22 protein-coding genes are annotated in these 26,499 nt (G+C 57.2%); 2 read left to right on the plus strand and 20 right to left on the minus strand.

The annotated features are described in order from the left end of the window. Positions 1-89: 89 nt before the first annotated feature. Both BW956_RS00730 and sigJ read right to left on the minus strand, forming a co-directional pair. Positions 90-581, minus strand: coding sequence for a carboxymuconolactone decarboxylase family protein (locus BW956_RS00730; protein ID WP_076460065.1), 492 nt, complete (start codon positions 579-581; stop codon positions 90-92). 113 nt (positions 582-694) lie between these two features. After that, the gene (gene sigJ, locus BW956_RS00735) at positions 695-1,603 is read right to left on the minus strand and encodes an RNA polymerase sigma factor SigJ (protein ID WP_076460067.1); all 909 of its coding nucleotides are present in this window, start codon (positions 1,601-1,603) and stop codon (positions 695-697) included. Between the two features lie 184 nt (positions 1,604-1,787). Between sigJ and BW956_RS22155 the strand changes: the two genes are divergently transcribed. Continuing rightward, on the plus strand, positions 1,788-2,042 hold the full coding sequence (locus tag BW956_RS22155) for a hypothetical protein (protein WP_139327100.1): 255 nt from the start codon (positions 1,788-1,790) through the stop codon (positions 2,040-2,042). Positions 2,043-2,139: 97 nt separating this feature from the next. Here the strand turns inward: BW956_RS22155 and BW956_RS00745 are convergent, their stop codons facing one another. The 5 genes from BW956_RS00745 to ampD form a co-directional block, all read right to left on the minus strand. Next, on the minus strand, positions 2,140-2,628 hold the full coding sequence (locus BW956_RS00745) for a GNAT family N-acetyltransferase (protein WP_076460070.1): 489 nt from the start codon (positions 2,626-2,628) through the stop codon (positions 2,140-2,142). 72 nt (positions 2,629-2,700) lie between these two features. Beyond that, positions 2,701-3,612, minus strand: coding sequence for a response regulator transcription factor (locus tag BW956_RS00750; protein WP_076460071.1), 912 nt, complete (start codon positions 3,610-3,612; stop codon positions 2,701-2,703). Continuing rightward, positions 3,609-7,037, minus strand: coding sequence for an ATP-binding protein (locus tag BW956_RS00755; protein WP_076460073.1), 3,429 nt, complete (start codon positions 7,035-7,037; stop codon positions 3,609-3,611). Before BW956_RS00755 ends, BW956_RS00750 begins: the two co-directional genes overlap by 4 nt. Before the next feature lie 182 nt (positions 7,038-7,219). Continuing rightward, positions 7,220-8,284 (minus strand): ABC transporter ATP-binding protein, encoded by a 1,065-nt coding sequence (locus BW956_RS00760; RefSeq protein ID WP_076460074.1) that lies wholly within the window; start codon positions 8,282-8,284, stop codon positions 7,220-7,222. A 58-nt stretch (positions 8,285-8,342) separates the two neighbouring features. After that, a complete protein-coding gene (gene ampD / locus BW956_RS00765; protein WP_076460076.1) occupies positions 8,343-8,900 on the minus strand; it encodes a 1,6-anhydro-N-acetylmuramyl-L-alanine amidase AmpD in 558 nt (185 codons plus the stop codon). Between the two features lie 67 nt (positions 8,901-8,967). On the opposite strand from ampD, the gene nadC reads away from it, so the two are divergent. Continuing rightward, positions 8,968-9,813: a carboxylating nicotinate-nucleotide diphosphorylase gene (nadC, locus tag BW956_RS00770; RefSeq protein ID WP_076460077.1), complete on the plus strand. Its 846-nt coding sequence runs from the start codon at positions 8,968-8,970 to the stop codon at positions 9,811-9,813. Between the two features lie 85 nt (positions 9,814-9,898). Here the strand turns inward: nadC and BW956_RS00775 are convergent, their stop codons facing one another. The 13 genes from BW956_RS00775 to mraY all read right to left on the minus strand — a co-directional run bounded on the left by BW956_RS00775 (position 9,899) and on the right by mraY (position 26,499). Next, positions 9,899-10,834 (minus strand): Nudix family hydrolase, encoded by a 936-nt coding sequence (locus tag BW956_RS00775; RefSeq protein ID WP_076460079.1) that lies wholly within the window; start codon positions 10,832-10,834, stop codon positions 9,899-9,901. Positions 10,835-10,837: 3 nt separating this feature from the next. Further along, positions 10,838-12,055, minus strand: a complete 1,218-nt coding sequence (argJ, locus tag BW956_RS00780) for a bifunctional glutamate N-acetyltransferase/amino-acid acetyltransferase ArgJ (RefSeq protein WP_010321703.1) — start codon at positions 12,053-12,055, stop codon at positions 10,838-10,840. 36 nt (positions 12,056-12,091) lie between these two features. Continuing rightward, positions 12,092-14,842, minus strand: coding sequence for a preprotein translocase subunit SecA (gene secA, locus BW956_RS00785; protein ID WP_029510921.1), 2,751 nt, complete (start codon positions 14,840-14,842; stop codon positions 12,092-12,094). Between the two features lie 206 nt (positions 14,843-15,048). Next, positions 15,049-15,963, minus strand: coding sequence for a UDP-3-O-acyl-N-acetylglucosamine deacetylase (gene lpxC / locus BW956_RS00790; RefSeq protein WP_010321705.1), 915 nt, complete (start codon positions 15,961-15,963; stop codon positions 15,049-15,051). A 97-nt stretch (positions 15,964-16,060) separates the two neighbouring features. Then, positions 16,061-17,245 (minus strand): cell division protein FtsZ, encoded by a 1,185-nt coding sequence (gene ftsZ, locus BW956_RS00795; RefSeq protein ID WP_010321706.1) that lies wholly within the window; start codon positions 17,243-17,245, stop codon positions 16,061-16,063. A gap of 70 nt (positions 17,246-17,315) precedes the next feature. Then, positions 17,316-18,617, minus strand: a complete 1,302-nt coding sequence (gene ftsA, locus BW956_RS00800; protein ID WP_083702882.1) for a cell division protein FtsA — start codon at positions 18,615-18,617, stop codon at positions 17,316-17,318. Beyond that, the gene (locus BW956_RS00805; protein WP_076460081.1) at positions 18,607-19,359 is read right to left on the minus strand and encodes a cell division protein FtsQ/DivIB; all 753 of its coding nucleotides are present in this window, start codon (positions 19,357-19,359) and stop codon (positions 18,607-18,609) included. The genes ftsA and BW956_RS00805 overlap by 11 nt, the downstream gene beginning before the upstream one ends. Before the next feature lie 2 nt (positions 19,360-19,361). Continuing rightward, complete coding sequence (locus BW956_RS00810) at positions 19,362-20,306, minus strand: D-alanine--D-alanine ligase (RefSeq protein ID WP_076460083.1); 945 nt, start codon at positions 20,304-20,306, stop codon at positions 19,362-19,364. Further along, entirely contained in the window at positions 20,293-21,711 is a 1,419-nt protein-coding gene (murC, locus tag BW956_RS00815) for a UDP-N-acetylmuramate--L-alanine ligase (RefSeq protein ID WP_217695089.1), read from the minus strand. The genes BW956_RS00810 and murC overlap by 14 nt, the downstream gene beginning before the upstream one ends. 41 nt (positions 21,712-21,752) lie before the next feature. Beyond that, the gene (gene murG, locus BW956_RS00820) at positions 21,753-22,832 is read right to left on the minus strand and encodes an undecaprenyldiphospho-muramoylpentapeptide beta-N-acetylglucosaminyltransferase (protein ID WP_076460086.1); all 1,080 of its coding nucleotides are present in this window, start codon (positions 22,830-22,832) and stop codon (positions 21,753-21,755) included. Then, positions 22,829-24,061, minus strand: a complete 1,233-nt coding sequence (ftsW, locus tag BW956_RS00825; RefSeq protein ID WP_076460088.1) for a putative lipid II flippase FtsW — start codon at positions 24,059-24,061, stop codon at positions 22,829-22,831. Before ftsW ends, murG begins: the two co-directional genes overlap by 4 nt. After that, the gene (gene murD / locus BW956_RS00830) at positions 24,058-25,407 is read right to left on the minus strand and encodes a UDP-N-acetylmuramoyl-L-alanine--D-glutamate ligase (RefSeq protein ID WP_076460089.1); all 1,350 of its coding nucleotides are present in this window, start codon (positions 25,405-25,407) and stop codon (positions 24,058-24,060) included. The genes ftsW and murD overlap by 4 nt, the downstream gene beginning before the upstream one ends. A gap of 9 nt (positions 25,408-25,416) precedes the next feature. After that, positions 25,417-26,499 carry a phospho-N-acetylmuramoyl-pentapeptide-transferase gene (gene mraY / locus BW956_RS00835; RefSeq protein ID WP_010321714.1) on the minus strand — a complete coding sequence of 361 codons (1,083 nt, stop codon included), beginning with the start codon at positions 26,497-26,499 and terminating at the stop codon, positions 25,417-25,419.

Raw genomic sequence — 26,499 nt, forward strand, 5'->3', positions numbered from 1 at the left:
GTGTCAGGCTGAAAAACACGGCTTCTTCTGTCCTGTTTTTCCAGAGATACAGGGCATGACAGCCCTGTATCCACTGTAACTCAGGCACGTTAGCCCAGATCTATGTCTTCAAGACCAAACAAGGCATCCAATGCCCCAGGAGTAGTTCTGAACGCAACATTGGCCCGATTCCAGGCATTGATGCTCATGATATGGAACGTCAGAGCCGCCAATTCCTGTTCAGCGAATTGCTCCCTCACTTTATGATAAACCGCATCCGGCACGCCTTCCGGGGCAAGGCAGGTCAACGCCTCCGTCCAGGCCAGTGCGGCACGCTCCTGTGCCGAGAACAACTGTGATTCTCGCCAGCCCGCCAGATGGTGGAGGCGTAATTCCCTTTCACCTCTAAGGCGGGCCTGCTTTACATGCATATCGATACAGAAGGTACAGCCGTTCAGCTGGGAAGCGCGCAGGTCCACAAGAACCGCCAATGCAGGCCGAATATGATGGCTGTCGGATACCGCCAGGCTGAATGCCATTAACTTCTCGGTCAGTGCCGGTAGCTGATCCATAAAGTTCAGTCGAGGTTGTGTATGTGACATTTTTCTTCCTTTAGACAGGTTTGATAAAAGTACCTGCCTAAAAGACGAATCGACTGAGCGGTGTGTGACATGAGAAACGCATATTTAATATATGCGGAGGTACTCGGCATGCTTCATTCTCCTGAAAGGTGTCTGAGTTTTTCAGGATTGCGCTGAATGTAGAGCGTACCTATGCGGCCAGGATCGACTGGAGAAGGCATTAGTATGATCGCCTGAACCAGCTCACCACCGGGGCCGTCAAATACCAGACAACCGGGTAGCCCATTGATACTCGCCTGCTGCAAATGCCAGTTTTGACTGCTTGGCAATCTAACAAACCCCATGAAGGTTCTGGCAATTTTACTCCCTCCCTGCAGCGGGCGCGGTATGGTGGTGACTTTGCCACCGCCGTCAGCCACAAGCACCGCATCTTCGCTTAAAAGACTCGCCAGCGCATCGGTATCCTGGCTCTGCACGGCCCGATTGAATGCATTGAACAACCGCTCGTGTTCATCCGCCTCAACCTCACAGCGTACATACTCGGCTTTTACATGCGTGCGTGCCCGGCTAGCCAACTGGCGACAGGCCGCAGGCGAGCGCTCAAGCCGGGTAGCCACCTCGTCAAACTCAAGATCAAACACATCGTGTAATAGAAAACTGGCACGCTCCAAAGGGGTTAAGCGTTCCAGTGCCAGCATGAAAGCAACTGATACATCCTGCGCGAACTCTGTTTGACGCTCAGGCCCATGACACATGGCATCGTCATCCTCCAGCAGCGGCTCAGGTAACCAGATACCCACATATTGCTCACGTTTAACAGCCGCGGACCTGAGGCGGTCCAGACAAAGATTGGTCGCAAGGCGAGACAGGTATGCTCTGGGGCTATCAATGCTGCTTTCATCGATTTCGGCCCAGCGCAGCCATACCTCTTGCATCACATCTTCGGCATCGCTGCGCGAGCCCAGCATGCGATAGGCAAGCGCCCGCAGATGCCGGACGTGATCAGTTTCATATCGATGAGCGCGTTGGGAAAGTGCTGTCATTGTTCATTCTCTTGAAGCCAGGGGTCCTGAACAGGACGGAACAACAAGATGAAGTGTGACATGGAACGGCAAAAAAGTGCTTTCACTAACGGCACCGAGTCTTTCCTTCAGCAGAACTGGAGCAGCGCCTAACCTTGCCGTCCTGATCTCGCCAGGTCGTATTCCCGAACCTGTCACGGCTGCCATGAGCGCTTTTCCCGTCTATCCCGCGAAGGGTCGTATTGCCGAATTGGTCGGTAACACTTCTATAGAGCAGTCCATCGAGGCTCCTGTAGACTCGGTTGCCGAAAGCATCGGTCGTAACCCTCAACAGGTTGCCGTGCATATCGCGCCAGACAGTATTGCCCGCTGCATCCGTCCGGCTTCTGAACATGTTGCCCTGACTGTCACGACAGACGGCATTACCAAATGTATCGGTGTTGCAATGCGTTTGGGATAAAGCCGGTGTCGACAAGACACAAAGCAGCAGCGCGGAGAGCAAACTGGTGAATTTCATATCTCACTCCTTGAGACTGTATGAAAAGGTGAAAAGGCCCTTATCTGACTGTCAAAGCAGCCGCTTTTTGCAACTGAAAGTGAACCAGTGCCACTCGCTCGCCGTTATAGTCAGTGCGCTGCTCAATTGCACAAGGTTGAAAGCCAAGCTTTGCATATAGCAACAAACCGGCTGCGTTCCGGTTAAAGCAGGACACTTTGATAGCGTTTGTACCATGCTTATCGAATCCCAGCTCAATCATGTGCCTGATCAACAAACGGGCTATACCACAACCTCTATGGGACGCTTTGACTACGACATTACCGATGGCACAAACTTCGCTTCCCCAGTGGTAGAAATTGGCAAATGCGACTATGCGCCCCTCAGCTTCAATAACGGTGGAGTCCGTCCGTGTCAGAATAGACTCACGCACAGTCTCTTCAGCAAGAGGGAAAACAGACTTGGGGAAGCAATAGAACAGCTCTTCCTGTGCTGTTGGCAGTTTGCAAATTTCAGGGACATCCTCTTCCCTTACTTCTCGAATAAGCACCTTTTCCTCCTTGTAGTGCCATTTTTTGCATGCTGTGAAATATGACCCATCAGCCGTATACAGTCCAGAACCTCACTCCCGTACCAGAATCCTCAGTGCGACCCCTGCCGCAGCGGTGCGGTTTTCAACGCCCAGCGCCGGGTATACCTGCTCCAGGTGCTTGTTGACTGTACGCGGACTCATACTCAGGATTTCGCCAATCTCCTTATTGGTCTTGCCGTTGGCTACCCAATAGAGCACTTCAGCGGCACGGGTGGTCAGATCCAGCTGATTTTGCAGCAGGACCGGGCCTGTACCCCGCTGCTCATCAACCAGTTTGAACAGGAAGTCGCCGTTACTTTGGTGGCTGAGCAAGCGCACGGACAGCGCGTAATCCAGACCTTTAAGCGCCAGCTGATCGTTAACCGCCGGGCTGCGCCTCAGCCAATCAGCCAGCTGCGGGCGCAGGGATGTTTCTATCCAGAGTTCGCTGACGTTGGCTCTTGCCAGAAGCGCATGGGCCTGGGGTGTAGCCCAGTGGACCAGGCCATCCGGTGAGACGGTCATCAAGTGCTGGCCGGTGGTATCCAGCGCCGACTGGGCACTTTGGGTCAGGCGCGCATTATTGAGATGAACGCGCATGCGCGCCAGCAGTTCGTCTGGGTTAATCGGTTTGGTCAGATAGTCCACGCCCCCCACATCCAGCCCACGCACAACATTTTCGGTTTCGGTGAGACCAGTCATGAAGATGACGGGAATGGCACAGAGTGCCGGATCCTGCTTCAGCGCTTCACAGGTCGCAAAACCATCCAGGTGAGGCATCACGGCGTCCAGCAGGATAATGTCAGGCTGCATGCGCGCGGCGATATTCAGTGCCTGCCGCCCCTCCAGGGCAACCAGTACATCCATGCCCGCCGCTTCCAGCGCATCATTGATCAGGCTGAGCGCATCCGGTGAATCATCCACCACCAGCACCAGGTCTCGCTTCACTGCATCCTGTTTCATTGTTTTTGCTCCAGATAGTCCGCCAGCTGGCTGAACTGCATGCTTTCCGTGAGTTGGTGTATATGGGCCATCACCTCTGCCCCCAACAAGTCGGTATTTTCCAACTGTTCCAGTACGCTGCGTACCCCGCTGCGATAGCCGATTTCAGCGCAGCCTTTCAGCTCTCGCAGCAACGGATGGTCGGGCAGCGTTTGTGCCGGGGCTTGAGCAGGAGCCACTGCGGACTCAGTCACAGGTGTACCGGCTGTATTTGCCGTGTTATCGGCAATGGCAGCAACCTCACTGGTTTTTTCCCGCGTCCATTCCAGCTTCAGGTAGTAGCCGACTCGCTCAAGCAGCAGCTGGTTGCTGATCGGTTTCACCAGGTAGTCATCGTAAACGGCTTCACCTGCAGGCTGACGCCGCTGTTCCTGCACATCGGCTGACAACATGAGAATCGGAACCTGGTGGCCCGTACTGCGTAACTCGGACGCCAGCGTCAGGCCATCCATACCGGGCATGGAGATATCCAGCAGGAACAGATCAGGCTGCGCCTGCTCCACCAATGCCAGGCAGGACTCGCCATCATGAGCCTCCAGCACCCGAAACCCCAGAGGCATCAGCAAATCGGACAAAAGCCCGCGCAGTACCGGATCATCATCTACGATGCAGATCTGACGCTGCGCTCCACAATAGCCACTGATGGGCTGTTGCTGCTCAACCCGTTCCTGTACACCATCGACCCAGGGCAGCATCAGCGATACGCGAAAACGACTGCCCTGCCCCGGTGTACTTTCGACCTGAAGATCGCCCCCCATGATATCGGTCAGCAGCTTGACGATGGTCAGACCCAAACCGGTGCCCGGCAGGTTGGGAGTATCGGCATTACGCACCCGCTCGAAGGGGTCAAAGATGCGCTCCAGATGGCGGGCATCGATGCCAATACCGGTATCTTCAATACAGAATTCTGCCACCTGATTGCGATAGCGAATACGAAAATGCACCTCGCCTTCAGGTGTGTATTTAACCGCATTTGATAGCAGGTTAATCAGAATCTGGCGCAGCCGTTTTTCATCGGTCATCACGATTGCAGGCAGGCGTTCCGGCAGCTCACAAATGAAACGTACCCGCTTTTGTGCTGCCTGGAAGCTGAACATCTGCTCCAGCTGACTGATCAATTCCGGTAGCGCCACTGCGCTTCGGTGCAGCTCCAACCGGCCCGCTTCGATGCGGGAAATGTCCAGCAGCCCTTCGATCAAATCAGCCAGGTACTGACCACTGCGGTGAATAATCTTGACCCCTTCCCGATCACTTCGCGCCAGGGTATCGCGCCCCTGCATCAACTGGGCGTAGCCGATTATGGATTGCAGTGGTGTGCGCAGCTCGTGACTGATACCGGTCATGTAACGGCTTTTGGCTTCACTGGCACGCTCGGCCAGCTCCTTCGCTGCCTGAAGCTCGCGGTCGGTCTCCTCGTGGGCTTCAATTTCCTGCAATAGTTTTCGGGTCTGACGATTGGACTCCTGCTGCGCCACCACACGGCTTTCGTGTGCCAGCAGAAAGAGCCAGGCCACCACACCCGACACGATCAAGAGAATGAAAAACAGCGCCCACAACGCCTGCCCCAGCAAGGCAGAACCTTCGGGCGTACCCGGATCCATCTGTCGATACACAACCGCGAGCAGCCCCGCCAGCAACAGGTTTATACTGAGCAGCAAGCCAATAAAACGCCCGAGGCGTGAATTGACACTGCGTACCAAACGCTGAGGCAGAAACAGGTAGAGGAAATCTACCACCTGCTGGGAGAAGCGCGCATGGGGCTTACAGCTGTCCAGACAACGGGCATCAAGGGAACAGCACAACGAACAGATCGGCAGGTCGTATGCCGGGCAGTAACTCAGATCTTCATGCTCGAACTGGTTTTCACATACGCCGCAACGCTGCTGCTCCTGCTGTGAGCCGACTTCCAGCAACTTCAATTCGTCACTTTCACGCGCCAGATAGAAACGGCCGCCCGTGAGCCAGGCCAGCAAGGGCACCATTACAAAGCAGCAGCCCAGACTGATGAAGTGGCTCAGTGTACGCGCCTCCTCACCAAACACGCCCAGATAGGCCAGCAACCCAGCCAGTACAGCGATGGCCATGGAGCCAATACCGACTGGATTGACGTCATAGAGGTGAGCACGCTTGAATTCGATACCCGGCGGGCTCAGGCCAAGCGGTTTGTTGATCATCAACTCTGCTGACAGGGAACCCAGCCAGCTCACCGCCACGATGGCGAACACGCCCAGAATCGCTTCCAGCGCTTCGTAGATGCCCAGCTCCATCAAAATAAGTGCAATGGTCACATTAAACACCAGCCAGACCACGCGACCGGGGTGGCTATGGGTCAGGCGGGAGAAGAAATTCGACCAGGCGATGGAGCCGGCGTAGGCATTGGTCACGTTGATCTTCATCTGCGAGATGATCACCATCACCCCCGCCAGCAGCAGTGCCAGGCCCTCCGAGTGGGTCAGATAGCCGAATACCCGCTGGTACATCAGCGTAGGATCAGTGGCGACAGCAAACGCCGCTCCCTCGGTAATGGCGATATACGCCAGGAAAGAGCCCAGCAGCATTTTGATCAGGCCAATAAACACCCAGCCGGGTCCGGCCAGCACCAGCCAGAACCACCAGCGCCGACGGTTTTGAGGTGTTTTTTCCGGCATGAAGCGCAGGTAGTCCACCTGCTCGCCAATCTGGGCCACCATGGCAAAGAGTACCGATGCGGCAGCACCAAACAGAACAAGATCAAACTGCCCCGCTGCTGCCATGCCTTCCGGGCTGAAACCGGTCCAGCCTTCATATTGTTCGGCTTCATGCACGATCACCACGCCCAGCGCGCTCACCTGAAGCACCAGCCAGAGTGGCTGTGTGCCCAGCTGAAACCGGCTGATTGCGGTGATGCCATGGGTCACTATCGGAATAACCGCCAGGGCACTGATCAGATAACCCAGTGCCAGGGGGATACTGAACAGTGCGCGTAGTGCAGCTGCCAGAATCGCGGCCTCAATGGCAAAGAAGATAAAGGTAAAGCTGGCGTAGATGAGCGAGGTGATGGTGGACCCCAGATAGCCGAACCCGGCTCCACGGGTAAGCAGATCGATATCCAGACCATTGCGCGCCGCGTGATACACGATTGGCAGCCCCGTCACGAAGAACAGCGAGCAGACTACCAGCATGGCAATCAGGGTATTGGTAAAGCCATAAGTGAGGGTAACAGCAGCCGCAATGCTCTCCAGCGCCAGAAACGCGGTAGCACCCAGCGCGGTCATGGCCACACGCTCTATACTCATCCGCCGCCCCTGACGGGCGGTGAACCTCAGCGCATAATCTTCCAGTGTCTGGTCAGCGACCCACTTGTTGTAGCGACGACGGACCTTATAGATCCGTTGCGATGCCCCCATAATGACGTTCCTGCCAGCCGCAACGCACTACTTTCGTGCGCGCAGGATAAATTCCGAAGCAATCGCACCATCCAGGTGCAGCCTCGTCCCTCAATTTGACCCTTTTCAGGTCATGGGCTGGTTGTTTGCAGAATATATGCCAAAAGGTTGTGCACCGATGGGTGGCACCGGTGGCGGCTGAATCAACCGTGTTGATTAACCGGACAGCTGGAAAAAACGATCGGGCGATGCGCGGTCACATGTACCGCTACCTGCTCCCCTTTGGGATAACGGCGCAGGCCTTGTTCCAGTACTTCAACTTCACGTCCATTGTCCAGGCGGACTCGGTAGGCAGTCAGGTTACCCTGAAACTCGGAGCTGACGATTTCCCCTGAAACGCCACCTTCATGGCTCAGGTAAAGATCACCCGGACGCAGGAAGAGTTGCGCATCACACCCCGGCTCAACACCCAGGGGCTCGGCAAACTCCAGCAGACCCAATTCGGTATCCACGGCGCAGGTTTCAGTGATGCGGCCCAGAAACAGTTCGCCCTTGCCTACAAAAGCCGCCACTTCAGGCGAAGCGGGACGGTAGTAGAGATCTTCAGGTGTGCCCCACTGCTGTACACGGCCAGCAGACAGAATGCCGATGCTGTCACTAATGGTGAAGGCTTCCTGCTGGTCATGGGTCACCATGATGGCGGCAATACCACGACGCTTGAGAATATCGCGAACTTCCTGAGACAGCTGGCGGCGCAGGTCGGTATCCAGGTTGGAAAAAGGCTCGTCCATCAACAGCAGACGGGGGTTCGGGGCCAGTGCACGGGCCAGTGCCACACGCTGCTGCTGACCACCGGACAGCTCATGCGGGTAACGATCACTGAGATCCGGCAGCTCTACCAGATCAAGCACTTCCTGCACTCGTTCACGCTTTTCGGCACGGCTGAGCCCATTGAGACCAAAGGCAATGTTGTCGGCAATGCTCAAATGCGGAAACAGGGCGTAATCCTGGAACACCATACCCATGCCGCGCTTTTCCGGCGGCACCATCTGCTCTCGGCTGCTGACAACCTGATCACCCAGACGCACCTCGCCTTCCTGCGGCGTAATAAAACCGGCGATGGCACGCAGCACCGTTGTCTTGCCACAGCCACTGGGGCCCAGCAGGCAGGCTATCTCGCCCTCGGCGATGCTCAGGCCTACGCCTGACAGAACCGTCTGGGTTTGATAAGCACACTTGAGACCTTCAATGCTGAGCAGAGCTGACATGCTGTCCTCGGGACGAAAGAGTTGCGGGGGCACATAATAATTGAAAACGATTATCAGATCATCCCAGGGATGCCCGATAGCGCAACCAGTCGAAGGCAGGCCCCGGATCGGTCTTGCGACCGGGCGCTATATCGCTATGGCCGGTTATACGCTCAGGCGTCAGCTCAGGATATTCGCTAAGCAGTGCACGGGTCACCGCAGCCAGCTGGCTGTATTGAGCATCCGTGTAGGGCTGGTCATCGGTACCTTCAAGCTCAATACCGATGGAAAAGTCATTACAGGCTTCACGCCCGTCGAAGCAGGATTGGCCGGCATGCCAGGCTCGACGATCAAAGGGCACAAATTGAGTCATGCCGCCATCGCGCTCGATCAGCATATGCGCAGACACCTCCAGTCCTTCAATCTCTTTGAAGAAAGGATGCGCTGACGGGTCCAGCCGATTCGTGAACAACTCGGTAACATGGCCACCGCCAAACTGCCCCGGCGGCAGACTGATGTTATGGATGACCAGCAACGAGATTTCACCATCCGGCCGCTCATTGGCGTTGGGCGACGGCAGATACTCGGCTTCACAAATAAGGTGCTGTTCGATGTGCAGGGACTGTTCGGGCGGCATACTATCCAGGGGCAATTTCCGTTAAAATGCGCGCTCCATAGTACACCATAGGGATAGACCCGCCATCATGCTGACGCTGACCGAGCTCAAACCTGTCGTCGAAGAAAACGTGCGCACCGCTCTCCTTGAAGATGTGGGCCAGGGTGATATCACTGCTGAACTGATCCCGGCCAGTGACCACAAGCGCGCCCGAGTCATCTCCCGCCAAGCCGCTGTTGTCTGCGGACGGGCCTGGGTCGATGAAGTGTTCCGTCAGGTGGACCCCGAGGTGAAAGTGGAATGGCTGGTCGAAGATGGTGAACGGGTTGAACGTGATCAGGTGCTGTTCCGTCTGGAAGGCTCGGCCCGCTCCCTGCTGACCGGCGAACGCGCGGCGTTGAACTTCCTGCAAACCCTGTCCGGCACCGCCACCCTGAGTTACGAATACGCCCAGCGCGTGGCTGATACCCCGGTTACCCTGCTGGATACCCGCAAGACCATTCCCGGCCTGCGCATGGGCCAGAAATACGCGGTGAGCTGTGGCGGCTGCTCCAACCACCGTATCGGCCTGTACGATGCCTTCCTGATCAAGGAAAACCATATCATGGCCTGCGGCGGCATCGAGCAGGCGATCCAGACCGCTCGCACCAACCACCCCGGCAAGCCGGTAGAAATTGAAGTGGAAACCGAAGAGCAGCTGGAGCGCGCGCTGGCAGCAGGTGCCGATATCGTCATGCTGGATAACTTCAGCCCGGAACGCATGATCGCCGCTGTCGCCCAGACGGCTGGCCGTGCCAAGCTGGAAGCCTCCGGCAACATTACCGATGAAACCCTGCTCGACTATGCCAGCACCGGAGTCGATTACATCTCCATCGGCGCGCTGACCAAGCACTGCCGCGCGGTAGATCTGTCCATGCGCATCATCGAAGACTGAGCCTGTATTCGGCTAACGCCAAAACTAAAAAGGCCGGCACCTGAAACTCAGGGCCGGCCTTTTTAATATTTGCTTCGTTGGCTATCTACCACCAGGCAGAGATAGCCGCGACGCCCTGGGCACCACGTTCTCGCGCCTGCTTCACATCAGCATCCGTCATGCCGCCAAGCGCATATACCGGCAGCACCGACTCGGCAACGAGATCGGTAAATGCATCCCAGCCCAGCACTGGCTCACCGGGATGCGAGGCCGTAGGGTTAACTGGCGATAGGGTAATGAAATCCAGCCCCTTCTGTTCGGCCATCCGAATCTGTTCGGCGTTGTGGCAAGACGCACTCAACCAGCGGCCCTTGAACTCACTGCGCCCTTCGAGCTGCTCAAGGCGCTCCGAGGTCAGGTGCAGGTGTTCGGCTCCCAGTGCGTTCGCCTGCTTCACAGACGCATTCACGCCCAGTGTCGCCCGCGACTGATCACAGAGTGGCTTGAGCTGAGCGTAGGCAGCCGCAAACTCATCTTCACTCAACGTCTTGGCTCGCAATATTGCCTGAGTAATGCCGTTGGCCAGTGCAGAAGCCAGGTGTTGAGCATAGCTCTCCGCAGAATCGGCATCGCCGGTGATGAGAAGGCGCTCGGGAAGACGTGCTGCATTCAGAATGGGCACGTTGGCGGCCGGAAATTCGAAGTCATCCAGCGCTTCAGGACACACCCACTCTATCGGCTGACCTTCGGCACCATGCGCCTCCCCTTCAAACCCATCCACATCCCAGACATCCAGCAAAACGGATTTATCGGGATAATGATGGGGAATCAGAATCAGAGGACGGGCAGAGGTTACCCGAATGCCCAACTCCTCTTCCAGCTCACGGGACAAGGCATCGGCTACGGGCTCACCAGGCTCCACCTTGCCGCCGGGAAACTCCCAGAGGCCTCCCTGGTGCTTATCATCGGGACGACGGGCGATAAGAATACGACCGCGGCGGTCACGAATGACGGCCGCGGCGACATGGATCAGTTTGGACATGGATCAGCTGCGGTAATCGGCGTTGATACTGACGTAATCGTGGGACAGGTCAGTGGTCCAGACACGCTCGGTTACCTGACCGCGGTTCAGTACGACACGTATCAGGATCTCTTCACCATCCATCACCGCCTGACCGGCTTCTTCGGTGTAGCTGGCAGCACGACCGCCGTTCTCAACGATGCAAACGTCATTGAGATAGATCTGCAGGGCATCCAGATCCAGATTGTCGATGCCGGCACGACCAACGCAGGCCAGGATACGGCCCCAGTTGGGATCGCTGGCAAACAGCGCGGTTTTCACCAGCGGCGAGTGAGCAATGGTGTAGGCCACATCCAGCGCTTCCGGGCTGGTACCTGCAGACTCGACGCAGATTTCAACAAACTTGGTCGCCCCTTCACCATCACGGACAATCGCATGTGCCAGTTCCAGCATCACGCGCTCCAGCGCTTCGGTAAACAGCGCCGCCAGCTCGTAGTCAGAGCCATCGATGCGAACGCCGCTGGCGCCTGTTGCTGCCAACATGCACGAGTCGTTGGTGGAGGTATCACCATCCACGGTAATGCGGTTAAAGGAGCGGTCTGCCACATTGGTCAGCCATTGCTGCAGCAGCTCTTGAGGTACTTCGGCATCAGTGGCCACATACCCCAGCATGGTCGCCATGTTGGGCATGATCATGCCAGAGCCTTTGGAGATGCCAGTCAGGGTAATGGTCTTGCCCTGGTACTGGATCTGCTCGCTGGCAGCCTTGGGGCGGGTATCCGTGGTCATGATGCCACTGGCAGCCGCTTCCCAGTTATCTTCTGACAGATCAGCCTTGGCGGCATCCAGCGCGGCAATGATCTTGTCGACCGGCAGCGGCTCACCAATAACACCCGTGGAGTACGGCAGCACCGCTTCCACCGGGACAGCACAACGTTCGGCTACCGCCTCACAACAGGCCATGGCATCGGCCATGCCCTGCTCACCGGTACCGGCGTTGGCATTACCGGTGTTCACCAGCATGTAGCGCGAAGGCGAAGCCGCCTGGTGCTGCTTGCAGATGCGAACAGGCGCGGCACAAAAAGCGTTAAGCGTGTACACCCCTGCCAGGGTGCTGCCCTCGGCCAGCTCCATCAGCACCACATCACGTCGGCCCGGCTTCTTGATCCCCGCCGATGCAATACCAAGCCGAAAACCTGAAACCGGATGTAACTGGGGTAAAGTACCCGGACCTACTGCCATGATGCTGTTTTCCTTCGTTCTAGTGGCTAATCGAAATTAGCTCAGTTTACCGTGACACTGCTTGTATTTTTTACCTGAACCACAGGGGCAAGGATCGTTACGACCGACCTTGGGTGCCTGACGCTTGAACGGCTCGGCATTCTCGCCCGCCTGTTCGCCCTGTTCAGCTTCGCCCTGCTCTTCACCCAGACCGCTGCTCTGCGCGTGCTCGAAGTTCATCTGCTGGCGTTCTGCCTGAGCACGACGCTCTTCTTCCATACGCTCAACTTCTTCCGGCTGGCGTACCTGAACATGGCTCAGAATACGTACCACGTCACGTTTGATATTTTCCAGCAGATCCTGGAACAGCGCGAAGGCTTCACGCTTGTACTCCTGCTTCGGGTTCTTCTGCGCATAACCGCGCAGGTGGATACCCTGACGCAGCAGATCCATGGTCTGCAAGTGCTCTTTCCACAATGTATCCAGCACCTGCAGCATGACCTGCTTCTCGAAGGTGCGCAGAGTCTGGGAGCCGGCTGCATCTTCCTTGGCCTGGTAAGCCGCCAGGATTTCACCGCGGATCTTCTCGCGCAGTGTTTCTTCATGCAGGCTATCGTCTTCATCCAGCCACTGCTGAATCGGCAACTGCAGGGCAAATTCGCTTTCCAGTGCCTTTTCCAGACCCGGGATATCCCACATCTCTTCCAGGCTCTGCGGCGGAATGTGCTCGCTGATGCTGTTTTCGATCACTTCATCACGGACGGAGGCAATGGTTTCGGAAATATCATCAGACGCCATCACTTCGTTACGCTGATCATAGATCACGCTGCGCTGGTCGTTGGCAACGTCATCATATTCCAGCAACGTCTTACGAATATCGAAGTTGCGGCCTTCGACCTTGCGCTGAGCCTTCTCGATGGCATTGGTGACCATCTTGTGCTCGATCGCCTCGCCCTTCTCCATGCCCAGCGCCTGCATGAACTGACGCACACGCTCGGAGGCAAAGATACGCATGAGGTCGTCTTCCAGTGACAGGAAGAAACGGGAAGAACCCGGGTCACCCTGACGGCCGGCACGACCACGCAACTGGTTATCGATACGACGGGATTCGTGTCGCTCGGTACCGATAATATGCAGACCACCCGCTTCCAGCACGGTTTCGTGGCGCACACGCCATTCTTCACGCCCCTGCTCAAGCTGAGCTTCACTGGCGCCTTCGCCCAGATCTGCCAGTTCCGCTTCCAGCTTGCCACCCAGCATGATGTCGGTACCACGACCGGCCATGTTGGTGGCGATGGTGACCGCACCCGGGCGACCGGCTTCGGCAATCACGCCCGCCTCACCCTTATGGTTTTTGGCGTTCAGCACGTTGTGCTGGATCTTTTCCTTTTTCAGCAGCGCCGACAGCAGCTCGGACGACTCAACAGAAGCCGTACCCACCAGTACCGGACGGTTATGCTCGCGGCAGTAGCGAATCTCTTTAACGATCGCCTGATATTTCTCTTCCATGGTGAGGAAGACGATATCGTTGTAATCCTTACGCTGGATCGGACGGTTGGTGGGAATAACCACCACATCCAGACCATAGATCTGGCGCAGCTCGAAGGCTTCGGTATCGGCGGTACCGGTCATGCCGGACAGCTTTTCGTACAGGCGGAAGTAGTTCTGGAAAGTCGTGGATGCCAGAGTCTGGCTTTCCATCTGGATGTCCACGCCTTCTTTGGCTTCAACCGCCTGGTGCAGACCTTCTGACCAGCGACGACCCGGCATGATACGACCGGTATGTTCGTCAACGATCACCACCTGGCCATTTTGCAGAATGTAGTCGCGGTCACGCTGGAACAGGTAGTGCGCGCGCAGACCGGCCAGCACATGGTGCAGCAGGTTAAGGTTCTGCGGTGCATAGAGGCTCTCGCCTTCCTGCAGCATTTCATGTTCGATCAGCAGATCTTCCACCAGCTGGTGGCCGGACTCGGTCAATTCAACGGTGCGGTTCTTTTCATCGACGACAAAGTGCTCGTCGATCACCTGCTCGGTGTCCTTGGGATCAATCTCGCCATGGAACTGCTGCAGGCTCGGGATCAGCTGGTTGATTTTGTGGTAGGTCGCGGAGCTGTCTTCAGCCGGACCAGAGATGATCAGCGGCGTACGCGCCTCATCGATCAGGATGGAGTCCACTTCATCGACCACGGCAAAGTGAAAATCACGCTGCACTTTCTCGGCAACACTGAATGCCATGTTGTCGCGCAGGTAGTCAAAGCCGAATTCGTTGTTGGTGCCGTAGGTGATGTCACTGGCGTAGGCAGCTCGCTTGGACTCCGGATCCTGCCCGGAGAACACCACACCGACACTCAGGCCCAGTGATTCATACAGGGGACGCATCCAGTTGGCATCACGCTGAGCCAGGTAATCGTTCACGGTAACCACGTGGACGCCCTTGGCCGGCAGCGCATTCAGGTATACCGCCAGTGTCGCCACCAGGGTTTTACCCTCACCGGTCTTCATCTCGGCAACCTTGCCGTCGTTCAGGACCATGCCGCCAATCAGCTGCACATCGAAATGGCGCATGCCCATGACACGCTTGGACGCTTCACGAACCGCAGCAAAGGCTTCCGGCATCAGCTTGTCCAGTGACTCGCCCTGCTCAAGCCGTTCACGGAAAGCAACCGTCTGTCCTTTGAGCTCTTCATCGGAGAGAGCCTCAAAATTCGCTTCCAGCTCGTTGATCTGCTTGACGACTTTGCTCAGTCGCTTCAGCTCACGATCGTTTTTACTTCCCAGTATCTTCTTGAACAGTGACAGCATAATTCGACTTTTAACCGTTTGAATGCAAAGACCTGTATCTGCAACGCAGCGGCCCTTGCCAGAAAAATGGATACGACATTCTACCTGTATTGGGGCGAATAGTTGAATGTCAACGCGGCAGAAATTTGATCTGTGCAGACCAAAGGAGGATAGAGGCCCAAATAACGTAAAAAGCCAGCTAAAAAGCTGGCTTTTCGGAGCATTTCGACTCAAACAGCCGCAAGGGGCTGATAGTAGGAAATCGGCGAAGTTTGCACCTGATCTTCAAATGTCACCACTTCCCAGGCATCCGTTTCCTGCATCAGCTGGCGGACCAGTCGGTTGTTGAGGTAATGACCGGACTTGTAACCGTAGTATTCACCGATCAGGCTATTGCCCATCAGGTAAAGGTCACCCACGGCATCAAGAATCTTGTGCTTCACGAATTCATCGTCGTAACGCAAGCCATCATCGTTGAGGATCTTGTAGTCATCCACCACGATAGCGTTCTCGAAACTGCCACCCAAGGCCAGGTTCTGCGAACGCAGGTATTCGATATCACGCATGAAACCGAAGGTACGGGCACGGCTTACTTCACGCACGAATGACGTGGTGGAGAAATCCAGCTCGGCTTCCATGTTACGGCCATCAAAAGCCGGGTGATCAAACTCGATGCAAAAGCCTACCTTGAAACCGTTGAACGGTTTGAAAGAGGCGGTTTTGCCTTCGTGTGTCACCGAGACTTCACGCTTGATACGGATGAACTTCTTGGGCGCGTCCTGCTCGGCAATACCGGCAGACTGAACCAGAAATACGAATGGCGCAGCGCTGCCGTCCATGATCGGTACTTCTTCAGAGCTCAGCTCAACGTAGGCGTTGTCGATGCCCAGACCCGCCAGGGCAGACATCAAGTGCTCAACGGTGGCTACCCGTACACCATCAACGGTCAGATTGGTCGACAAGGTCGTATCCGATACCAGATCAGCGCGGCCCTGGATTTCCACTACCGGATCAAGATCCACACGTCGGAACACAATACCGGTATCCACCGGTGCAGGCTTGAGCGTCAGGTACACCTTCTGACCGGTGTGCAGGCCGATGCCCGTTGCCTTGATGCTGTTCTTGAGTGTGCGCTGTTTGATCATCCGCTGTGCCAACCTGAATCGTGCAAAATAATTTGATATTGTAACAATGTTTTGATAACCGCTTCAATCTGAGGCAGGGAGCACCTGCCTCCGAGGGTTAATCAGCCTGACGGCGCAGGAACGTCGGGATATCCAGGCTGCCGTAATCGTCGCCCTTCTTGCCCTGTTCACCACTGTTATCCTGCTGCGGCTTGTCGACCAGTGCTTCTTCACGCTGACGACGCAGGATTGTCGGCAGTTCAATATCATCCAGATCCAGTCGGCCATTGGCCTTCTGAGCCTCAGCAGAGGTTCCCTTGCCCTGCACGACAGACATCTGGTTACGCGCACGGTCCAGACCGGTCGCGACAACGGTGACTTTCAGCTCTTCACCCAGCGACGGATCAATAACGGTGCCCACAACGATGGTGGCATCTTCATCGGCATACTGCTCGACGATGTTACCCACTTCGGAGAATTCACCCAGGCTCAGGTCTTCACCGGCTGCGATATTCACCAGAATACCGCTGGCACCGCGCAGATCGATATCTTCCAGCAGCGGGCTCTTGATGGCCGCTTCAGCTGCTTCTTCGGCACGGTTGTCACCCTTGGCCAGCGCGCTACCCATCATCGCCATGCCCATTTCGGACATCACGGTACGCACGTCGGCAAAGTCGACGTTGATCATGCCCGGACGGGTAATCAAGTCAGCAATACCCTGTACAGCGCCCTTGAGCACATCATTGGCTGCACTGAAAGCGTTGACCAGCGTGCAGTTCTTGCCCAGCACCTGCATCAGCTTTTCATTCGGGATGATAATCAGTGAGTCCACCGCATCACGCAGATCAGCGATGCCTTCCTCGGCGATTTTCATTCGCTTGCGCCCCTCGAACGGGAACGGACGGGTCACCACAGCCACGGTCAGAATACCCAGCTCACGTGCCACTTCTGCCACGATCGGTGCGGCACCAGTACCGGTACCACCACCCATGCCTGCGGTGATGAACACCATGTCGGCACCGGCCAGGCTTTCAGCAATGCGTTCACGGTCTTCAATCGCTGCCTGACGACCGATGGACGGGTTGGCACCTGCCCCCAGCCCCTTGGTGAGATCACCACCGATGTGCAACGCCGTACGTGCAGCATTCCGGCTCAGGGCTTGAGCGTCCGTGTTGGCGCAGATAAATTCCACACCTTCCACTTCACGATCAACCATGTATTGCACGGCGTTACCGCCGCCGCCACCTACACCAATCACTTTGATCAATGCGCTTTGAGTTACGCTTTCTACCAGTTCAAACATAGTTTCCTCCTCTCCGGACGCCTGCCATTACCTTCCGGCGTACCGGCGACTTGCGGTCATTAAAAGTGTGTCAAAAGTTGCCTTGCAACCATTCTTTAAATCGTTTCAGGTATTCAGCCGGGCTAACGCGCTCGCGACGGGGCTCATCCAGCACCACCAGTTCATTGCTCTTGTTGCCTCCTGTCCCCTCGGTGGCAATGGGTGCCATGGGAACTTCGTGATCCTGACGTGCGTAATGCAACAGGCCTATGCTGGTGGCATAGATCGGGTTGCTCAGCTGGGCTTCCAGGCCGCGAATACCCTGAGGCTTGGCGAGGCGCACCGGCATATGGAAAATTTCTTCCGCCAGCTCCACTGCACCTTCCATCTTGGATGTGCCGCCGGTCAGGACGATACCGGCAGCCACCAGGTCCTCAAATCCGCTTCGGCGCAGTTCAGACTGCACCAGGGTAAACAGCTCTTCGTAACGCGGCTCCACCACTTCCGCCAGTGCCTGGCGGGAAAGGTCGCGCGCGGGACGGTCGCCCACACTGGGCACTTTGATCATTTCATTCGCCTGCGCCAGCTGGGCCAGTGCACAGGCATATTTGATCTTGATCTGCTCGGCATGCTGACTCGGTGTACGCAGTGCCATGGCGATATCATTGGTCACCTGATCACCGGCAATAGGGATAACCGCGGTATGGCGGATGGACCCTGCAGTGAACACGGCAATATCCGTGGTGCCGCCACCGATATCGACAATGCAGACCCCAAGGTCTTTTTCATCGTCGGTCAGTACCGAGTAGCTTGACGCCAGCTGTTCCAGCACCACCGCATCCACTTCCAGGCCGCAGCGGCGAATACATTTCTCGATGTTCTGGATCGCATTGGTAGCACCGGTGACCAGATGAACCTTGGCCTCCAGGCGCACGCCGGACATGCCGAGCGGCTCCTTGATGCCTTCCTGGTTATCGATCAGGTATTCCTGCGGCAGAATATGAAGGATCTTCTGATCCGCCGGGATCGCCACAGCACGTGCGGCATCAATCACCCGTTCCAGGTCATACTCGGAGACCTCACGGTCACGTACCGCCACAATCCCGTGGGAGTTAAGGCTGCTGATATGGCTACCCGCGATGCCCACAGTGACACCGTGCACCTTGCACCCGGCCATCAGCTCGGCTTCCTCCACCGCGCGCTGAATCGAGCTCACCGTCGATTCAATGTTGACCACTACGCCTCGCTTGAGGCCCCTTGACGGGTGTGATCCCACGCCTACGATCTCGATAGTGCCCTGCGGTGTCAGCTCACCGACGAGGCACACGACCTTGGAGGTACCGATATCGAGCGCAACAATCATGTTGCCTGCCATATCGTCATTAACCTGCATTTTCTTGTCCTGTTTCTGCGCGCCAGCTAACGGCTACGCCATTGGTATATCGAATATCCACTTGTTGAATCCGGGCAGCATCCGCCACCAGGCGTTCACGGTAAATCTGTAAAAAGCGCTTCAGGCGCGGTACCAGCTCTTCACGACCGGCGACCACTCGAATGCCATTGTCCAGCTCAAGTGTCCAGGCACCGCGGGTTTCCAGCATCAACCCGGTCAGGCGCAGGCCTGCGGCGGAGAACATGCGGTTCAGGTCATGGTATTGCTGCATGATCCGCACGGTCTCATGGGCCGGGCCACTCAGACGCGGCAGGCTGGCATACTCGGGCTTGAGGCTGGGCCAGAAAATATCGCCCTGGTGGTTCAACAGCCCCTTGTCGCCCCAACGCGCAACGGGTACTTCCTCTTCCAGTACCACCTCCAGCGCGGGCGGCCATTCCCGCTTCAACTGTGCACTGTGAATCCAGGGATCTTCCACCAGGCGCTGTTGCAGAACCGTCAAATCGAGCTGCAACAGGGGCTTGTCCAGACCGGCCGCCAGGCGCTCGGCCACGGCCACCTTGTCCAAGTGTCGTGTCGGCCCTGCCACCCTGACCTCTTCCACCGGGCGGTTCAGCCAACGCCAGAACTCGCCTGCCACAGAGCTGCCGATACCCAGAAACACAACCAGCAGCGTCAACACCACTACCGTGCTCCAGTATCGATCCAACCCTTGCGTTTCGGCTGCCTGGCTCTGACTCATGTTCAGCCCTCTACCGTATCCAAAATCTGCAGCACCAGTGCCTCAAACGAGAGGCCCGCTTCGCGTGCCGCCATAGGCACCAGGCTGTGATCGGTCATGCCCGGCGCTGTATTCACTTCCAGCAGCTGGAACTGACCGTCCGCATCCATCATCGCATCAACACGGCCCCAGCCACGGCAGCCCGCCGTTTCAAAAGCCGTCAATGCCAGTGCCTGCAACGCGGCCGCCTTGTCGGCATCCAGCCCTGTATCAAAGTGGTAATGCGTATCGCCCGCCTGATACTTGGCATCGAAGTCATAGAAATCATGTGGCGTTTCCAGACGAATCACCGGCAGTGCCTGCCCCGCCAACAGCGCAATGGTGAACTCGGGGCCGTTGACCCATTGCTCAGCCAGTACGCAGCGATCGTATTCACGGGCCGAGGCATAGGCCGCCTTGAGTTCATCCAGATTACGCACCTTGCTCATACCGATACTGGAGCCCTCGTGCACCGGCTTCACCATCATCGGGTAGCCAAGACGCTGCTCGACTTCAGTGAGTTCAACTGCATCATCCAGAATGGCGAAAGCCGGTGTCGGCAAACCTGCACCCTGCCACAGCTGCTTGCTGCGCAGTTTGTCCATGCCCAGAGCCGAAGCCGCCACACCACTGCCGGTGTAGGGTTTGCCCATCATTTCCAGCACACCCTGGATAGTGCCGTCTTCGCCACCACGACCATGCAGAATGAGAAAGGCACGGTCAAAGCGGGCTTCCAGCAGCTGTGCGATAGGCTCCTGCCCATCCCCTCCCAGGTCGATGGCAAAGGCATCAACACCGGCATTAAGCAACCCTTGCAGTACCTGGGCACCGCTGCGCAAGGAGATCTCGCGCTCAGCAGAGGTACCGCCGAGGATCACGGCGACACGTCCAAAACGGGCCGGATCAATCTGGCGCTCAGCTAGGCTCATCACTGTTCTCCTTGGCTGCTCGCAGCAGGGATGTATTTTTCAGCGTGTGCGCCAGGCTGGTGATATTACCGGCCCCCTGGGTCAGCAGCAGATCACCCGGCTGCAGCACATTGCGCAGTATTTCAGCCACTTTTTCAGGCCCTTCAACAAACACCGGCTCCACTCCACGCTGACGGATGCTGCGGCACATACTGCGCGCATCAGCTCCGGGAATGGGTTCTTCACCCGCCGGATAGACCTCCATCAACAGCAGCAGGTCCACATCAGACAAGACCTGAACAAAGTCCTCATAGAGATCGCGGGTACGGGTATATCGATGCGGCTGATGAATCATCACCAGACGTCGTTCGGGCCAGCCCTCGCGGATCGCCTTGATGACTGCCTGCACTTCCGTGGGGTGGTGGCCGTAGTCATCAACAAGTGTCACGCTGCCACCGTCGACGGGCAGCTCGCCCAGTACCTGGAAGCGGCGCCCTACACCCTCGAACTTCTCCAGAGCACGCTCGATGGCACCATCATCAATGCCCTCATCGGAGGCAACGGCAATGCATGCCAGCGCATTCAAAACGTTATGTCGGCCCGGCATGTTGAGACATACCTGCAGCGGCTTGAGATTCCCCGGGCGCAGCACTTTAAAACGTGTCTGCATGCCGGCCTGTTCCAGCTCTACCGCCTGGTAATCCGCACCCTCATGGAAGCCATAGGTCATTACCGGGCGGCTTACTTCAGGCAGAATTTCGCGCACTACCGGGTCATCGGTGCAGAGCACGGCCAGGCCGTAGAACGGCAGGTTGTGCAGGAAGCTGACAAAGGTCTGTTTCAGCTTGCCGAAATCGCCACCGTAGGTATCCATGTGATCGGCATCGATGTTGGTCACAATGGCCACCATCGGCTGCAGATGCAGGAAGGAAGCGTCACTTTCGTCCGCTTCGGCCACCAGGTAACGACTGCCACCCAGCTGAGCATTGGTGCCCGCGCTATTCAGGCGGCCACCAATCACGAAGGTTGGATCCAGTTCCGCTTCAGCCATGATGGAAGCCATCAGGCTGGTAGTCGTCGTTTTGCCATGGGTACCGGCCACGGCGATGCCATGACGGTAACGCATCAGTTCGGCCAGCATTTCAGCGCGACGTACAACCGGAATACGACGTTCACGAGCCGACGCCACTTCCGGGTTATCCTCTTTAACCGCAGTGGAAGTCACCACCACATCAGCTTCAGCGATGTTGCCTTCGGCATGGCCGATAAAAATGCCTGCACCCAGCGCTTCCAGTCGATCGGTAGTGGCCGAAGGACGAATATCCGAGCCGGTGATGTCATAGCCCTGGTTCAGCAACACCTCGGCAATACCGCACATGCCGACGCCGCCAATACCGACAAAGTGGATACGACGAATACGGCGCATCTCGGGCACTTCATATACATTTACGCTGCGGTTGACCGCTTTCACTTCATTACCTCCAGGCAGACCTGCGCCACCCTGTCACCAGCATCCGGCCGTGCCTGCTCGCGGGCACGCTCGGCCATGCTCAATAATTCCTGTCGATCGCTCAACTCAGCCAGCAACTTGGCCAGTGAGGGCGCATCCAATTCTTTCTGCTGTACCAGACGGGCAGCACCCTGCTGCTCCAGATGACGCGCATTCGCCGTCTGGTGGTCGTCTACCGCGTGGGGAAAAGGCACGAAAATAGCCGCCAGGCCCGCGATCTCAATCTCACTGACCGTCAATGCGCCGGCACGGCACAGGACAAGATCGGCCCATTCATAAGCGCGATCCATGCGGTCAATAAAGGGCACCACACTGGCCTCGACACCGGCACCGGTATAGGCCTGCTGAGTCACGTCCAGATGATTTTTCCCTGTCTGGTGCCACACCTGAGGTCGCGCTTCTGCAGGCAAACGCGCGAGGGCTTCAGGCAGAATCTTGTTAATCGCCAGAGCGCCCAGACTGCCACCGACCACCAGCAGGCGTATCGGGCCTTCACGCGTCTGCAAACGCTCAGCCGGTGCCGGCAAGTCCAGAATCGGGCCACGTACCGGGTTACCTGTGGTTTCCACCTTGCTTCCCTTGAAGGCCTGAGGAAACGCCTGCAATACGCGTTTCGCCAGTTTGGCCAGGGTGCGGTTCGTCATGCCGGGTATGGCATTCTGTTCGTGCACCACTACCGGTACACGGCACAGCCAGGCGGCTAGCCCGCCCGGGCCGGAAGCAAACCCGCCCATGCCCAGCACGGCATCGGGCTTGGCCCGGTGAATAACACCCAACGCCTGCCCCACGGCACGAGCGATACGGAAGGGTGCCAGCAACAGGCTTAACCGCCCCTTGCCACGCAGGCCGGTAACGGAAATTCGGTACAAAGGTATGCCGTTTTTAGGCACGACTTCATTCTCGATACCCTTGAGGCTGCCCAGCCATTCAACATCCACACCCTGCTGCTGCAACTTCTCAGCCGTTGCCAGCGCAGGAAAAACATGCCCGCCGGTACCACCTGCCATGATCAGTACTTTGCGCTTGCGGTCCGTCATGCGGCTTTCTCCTCCAGTCTGAGCAGGCGTCTAAGCCAGGGGATTTCCCGTGGCGGTTGTTTGAGCTGCAGGCACTTGAGTTCATAGTCCACACGCAGAACAATGGCGATCATGCAGGCACAGACCAACAGGCTGGAGCCACCGTAGCTCAACAGCGGCAAGGTCAGGCCTTTGGTCGGCAGTGCCCCCACATTAACGCCGATATTGATCAGCGCCTGGCCGGCGATGATGAAACCGAAGCCGTAGGTCAGATAACCCATAAAGAACTGACGTGCCTTTTCCGCCTTGCGGCCAATAATGAAAATACGTGCCACCAGAAGCACATAAAGCGCCACTACCAGCAGCGCACCAATCAAACCCAACTCTTCAGCCAGTACCGAGTAGACGAAGTCGGTATGGGCCTCGGGCAGGTAAAACAGCTTTTGGACACTGTTACCCAGCCCGGTTCCCAGCCAGTCACCGCGGCCAAAAGCAATCTGCGCCTGCGACAACTGGTAGCCGGCACCATAGGGGTCGGCCCAGGGGTCGGTGAAGCTTTTCAAACGTTCCATTCGATAGGGCTGGGCAAATGCCAGCAGGCCGATGAGGCCACCACCACCCAGCACTACAACAACCAGCTGGGCAAAGCGCATGCCGCCCAGGAACACCATGCCGGCGACGGTGCCGACCATGACGACCAGCGCACCGTAGTCAGGTTCGAACAGCAGCAGCACGCCATAGGCGCCCATGGGCAGAATCGGCTTGATCACACCCCACCAGCTGTTGCGCACCTCATCCAGACGACGCACCAGATAACCGCTGATAAAGATCACCATGCAGGCCTTGGCAATCTCCGAAGCCTGCAGGTTTACCGGCCCCAGCCCGATCCAGCGACGGGAACCATTCACTTCACGTCCGATCCCCGGCACCAGAACCAGCGCCAGCAGCACCACACCGAAAATCAGCAAGGGAACGCTGTACTTTTCCCAGGCCCTAATCGGAATCATCACCGACAGGGTGCCCGCGATCATGGCCAATACAAAAAAGCTGCCATGGCGCACGATAAAGTGCACCGGCGAGCCAAAATCCCGCGCCGCCACATCCATGGACGCCGAAGTGATCATCACCAGACCGGTCAGCATCAACGCGAACGCACTGACCAACAGCAGAGGATCAACCGGCGCCGTGCCCTGCGGTGCCTGCAGCGCCGGGGGCAAAGTGGGTATGGGCAGTCGCAGGGCCAGCTTCATGACAGGGCCTCCACCGCCGTGACGAAGGCGCGACCGCGCTCCGGATAACCGGAGAACATGTCAAAGCTGGCACAGGCCGGCGACAGCAATACCAGATCCCCGGGCTGCGCCAGCTGAGCCGCAGCTTTCACGGCGGTTTCCAGGCTGTCGGCAAAGTGGGTTTCAATACCGCTGACTTCGGTAGCTATCTGCTGAGCATCGCGACCGAACAGCACCAGGGCACGTCCATAGCGCTGCAGAGGGGCGGACAGGTCACCAAAGGCCTGGTCCTTGCCAACGCCGCCGGCCAGCAGAATCAGGCGATTTCCTTCGCCCAAAGTGGCACCCAGCCCTTCCAGAGCCGCCAGTGTCGCCCCGACGTTGGTGCCTTTGGAGTCATTGAAGTAACCAACGCCCTGGTGTTCCGCGACCCACTGACAGCGATGTTCCAGCCCGGCAAATTCACGTAGCGCACTCAAGGCTGGTTCACGCGGAATATCGACCGCATCGGCAAGTGCCAGCGCTGCCAACGCATTGGCGTAGTTATGCTGCCCCCGTATTTTCATGGCCGAAACCGGCAACAGCGGCGTCAGCCCCTGGCACAGCCAGGTTTCGCCTTCATGCTCGCAGAGACCATAATCCTTGAGATCGGGCGCTCCCAAACCGAAACGTTTGAGCTCAACACCCTGTGCCATCAACGGCTGAGTCAGCTGATCGTCACGATTCGCCAGTACTTTTGCGGCGCCTCGGTAGATACGCTGCTTGGTCAGCACGTAATCCTGCATGCCGTTATAGCGATCCAGATGATCCGGGCTGATATTCAGCACCGTGGCCACTGCTGCTTTCAGTTCATTGGCCGTTTCCAGCTGGAAGCTGGACAATTCCAGCACATACAGATCACAGGCCTGCTCCAGCAGATCCAGCATGGGCGTGCCGATGTTGCCGCCGACGCCGACTGCGAGCCCCGCCTGCTCAGCCATCTGACCAACCAGCGTTGTCACAGTGCTTTTGGCATTGGAGCCGGTGATGGCCACGATAGGCGCTGTTGCTTCACGGCAGAACAGGTCAACGTCTCCTAGCAGCGGGACCCCACCAGCGACAGCCTGCTGGATTACCGAGTGACGCTTGTCCACACCGGGGCTGATAATCAGCTCATCGGCCTGGCTCAACCACGCCAGGTCCAGATCGCCCAGACGCAGCTCCACACCCGGGAATTCAGCTCTGAAGGCATCCGCAGACGCAGGCGCTTCACGTGTATCGCAGACAGCAAAAGCCTGCCCGCGCCGTTTGAGATAACGGGCACAGGAGAGCCCGGTCTGTCCCAGACCGATGATAATGCGCCGCTTGTCAGTGGCTATCAGGCTCACAGCTGTCTCCTATCGAATCTTCAATGAGGCCAGGCCAATCAGCACCAGTACAACGGTGATAATCCAGAAACGCACAATCACGCGCGGCTCCGGCCAGCCCTTGAGCTCAAAGTGGTGATGAATCGGTGCCATGCGGAAAATACGGCGACCGGTCAGTTTAAAAGACGCCACCTGCAGAATGACCGACACGGTTTCCATCACGAAAACGCCACCCATAATCACCAGCACCAGCTCCTGGCGCACAATTACGGCAATCACCCCCAGGGCTGCACCCAATGAGAGCGCGCCCACGTCGCCCATGAACACCTGAGCCGGGTAGGTGTTGAACCAGAGGAAACCAAGGCCGGCACCGACAATGGCGCCACAAAAGATAATCAATTCGCCGGAACCGGCGACATAAGGAATATGCAGGTAGTTGGCAAATTCAACGTGGCCGCTCAGATAGGCAAACACGGCCAGCGCAGCCGATACCATCACCGTTGGCATAATGGCCAGGCCATCGAGGCCATCGGTCAGGTTGACAGCGTTGGAGCTGCCTACGATCACGAAATAGGTAAAGACAATGAAGAAAATGCCCATATCGATCGCCACGTCCTTGAAGAACGGCAGAATCAACTGGGTTTCAATCGGGGACTGGGCGGTCATGTAAAGCACCACAGCCGCACCAATGCCGCCGATGGATTGCCAGAAATACTTCCAGCGTGCAGGCAGGCCACGCGGGTTTTTCTCGACAACCTTGCGCCAGTCATCGACCCAGCCTACGGCACCAAAAATCAGGGTAACAATCAGCGTAACCCAGACATAGCGGCTACTCAGGTCACTCCACAACAGGGTGCTGATGGCAATCGACAGCAAAATCAAGGCGCCACCCATGGTTGGCGTACCGGCCTTGCTCAGGTGAGACTGAGGACCATCATCCCGAACGGCCTGGCCGATCTGCTTTTCTTTCAGGCGCGTAATGAGCCATGGACCCAAAAACAGTGACAGGCCAAGCGCCGTCAGGATGCCCATAATCCCCCGCAGGGTTATGTAGCGAAATACCCCGAAGCCACTGTTAAATTGAGCCAGATAATCGGCCAGCAACAAAAGCAT

Origin of the sequence: Marinobacterium stanieri (assembly GCF_900155945.1) — a bacterium.
Classification (GTDB): Bacteria; Pseudomonadota; Gammaproteobacteria; order Pseudomonadales; family Balneatricaceae; genus Marinobacterium; species Marinobacterium stanieri.

Coding starts and splice junctions, on each gene's coding strand:
- BW956_RS00730 (WP_076460065.1), bottom strand. CDS start 581: ATGTCACATACACAACCTCGACTGAACTTTATGGATCAGCTACCGGCA.
- sigJ (WP_076460067.1), bottom strand. CDS start 1,603: ATGACAGCACTTTCCCAACGCGCTCATCGATATGAAACTGATCACGTC.
- BW956_RS22155 (WP_139327100.1), top strand. CDS start 1,788: ATGAGCGCTTTTCCCGTCTATCCCGCGAAGGGTCGTATTGCCGAATTG.
- BW956_RS00750 (WP_076460071.1), bottom strand. CDS start 3,612: ATGAAACAGGATGCAGTGAAGCGAGACCTGGTGCTGGTGGTGGATGAT.
- BW956_RS00755 (WP_076460073.1), bottom strand. CDS start 7,037: ATGGGGGCATCGCAACGGATCTATAAGGTCCGTCGTCGCTACAACAAG.
- BW956_RS00760 (WP_076460074.1), bottom strand. CDS start 8,284: ATGTCAGCTCTGCTCAGCATTGAAGGTCTCAAGTGTGCTTATCAAACC.
- ampD (WP_076460076.1), bottom strand. CDS start 8,900: ATGCCGCCCGAACAGTCCCTGCACATCGAACAGCACCTTATTTGTGAA.
- nadC (WP_076460077.1), top strand. CDS start 8,968: ATGCTGACGCTGACCGAGCTCAAACCTGTCGTCGAAGAAAACGTGCGC.
- BW956_RS00775 (WP_076460079.1), bottom strand. CDS start 10,834: ATGTCCAAACTGATCCATGTCGCCGCGGCCGTCATTCGTGACCGCCGC.
- argJ (WP_010321703.1), bottom strand. CDS start 12,055: ATGGCAGTAGGTCCGGGTACTTTACCCCAGTTACATCCGGTTTCAGGT.
- lpxC (WP_010321705.1), bottom strand. CDS start 15,963: ATGATCAAACAGCGCACACTCAAGAACAGCATCAAGGCAACGGGCATC.
- ftsZ (WP_010321706.1), bottom strand. CDS start 17,245: ATGTTTGAACTGGTAGAAAGCGTAACTCAAAGCGCATTGATCAAAGTG.
- ftsA (WP_083702882.1), bottom strand. CDS start 18,617: ATGCAGGTTAATGACGATATGGCAGGCAACATGATTGTTGCGCTCGAT.
- BW956_RS00805 (WP_076460081.1), bottom strand. CDS start 19,359: ATGAGTCAGAGCCAGGCAGCCGAAACGCAAGGGTTGGATCGATACTGG.
- BW956_RS00810 (WP_076460083.1), bottom strand. CDS start 20,306: ATGAGCCTAGCTGAGCGCCAGATTGATCCGGCCCGTTTTGGACGTGTC.
- murC (WP_217695089.1), bottom strand. CDS start 21,711: ATGCGCCGTATTCGTCGTATCCACTTTGTCGGTATTGGCGGCGTCGGC.
- murG (WP_076460086.1), bottom strand. CDS start 22,832: ATGACGGACCGCAAGCGCAAAGTACTGATCATGGCAGGTGGTACCGGC.
- ftsW (WP_076460088.1), bottom strand. CDS start 24,061: ATGAAGCTGGCCCTGCGACTGCCCATACCCACTTTGCCCCCGGCGCTG.
- mraY (WP_010321714.1), bottom strand. CDS start 26,499: ATGCTTTTGTTGCTGGCCGATTATCTGGCTCAATTTAACAGTGGCTTC.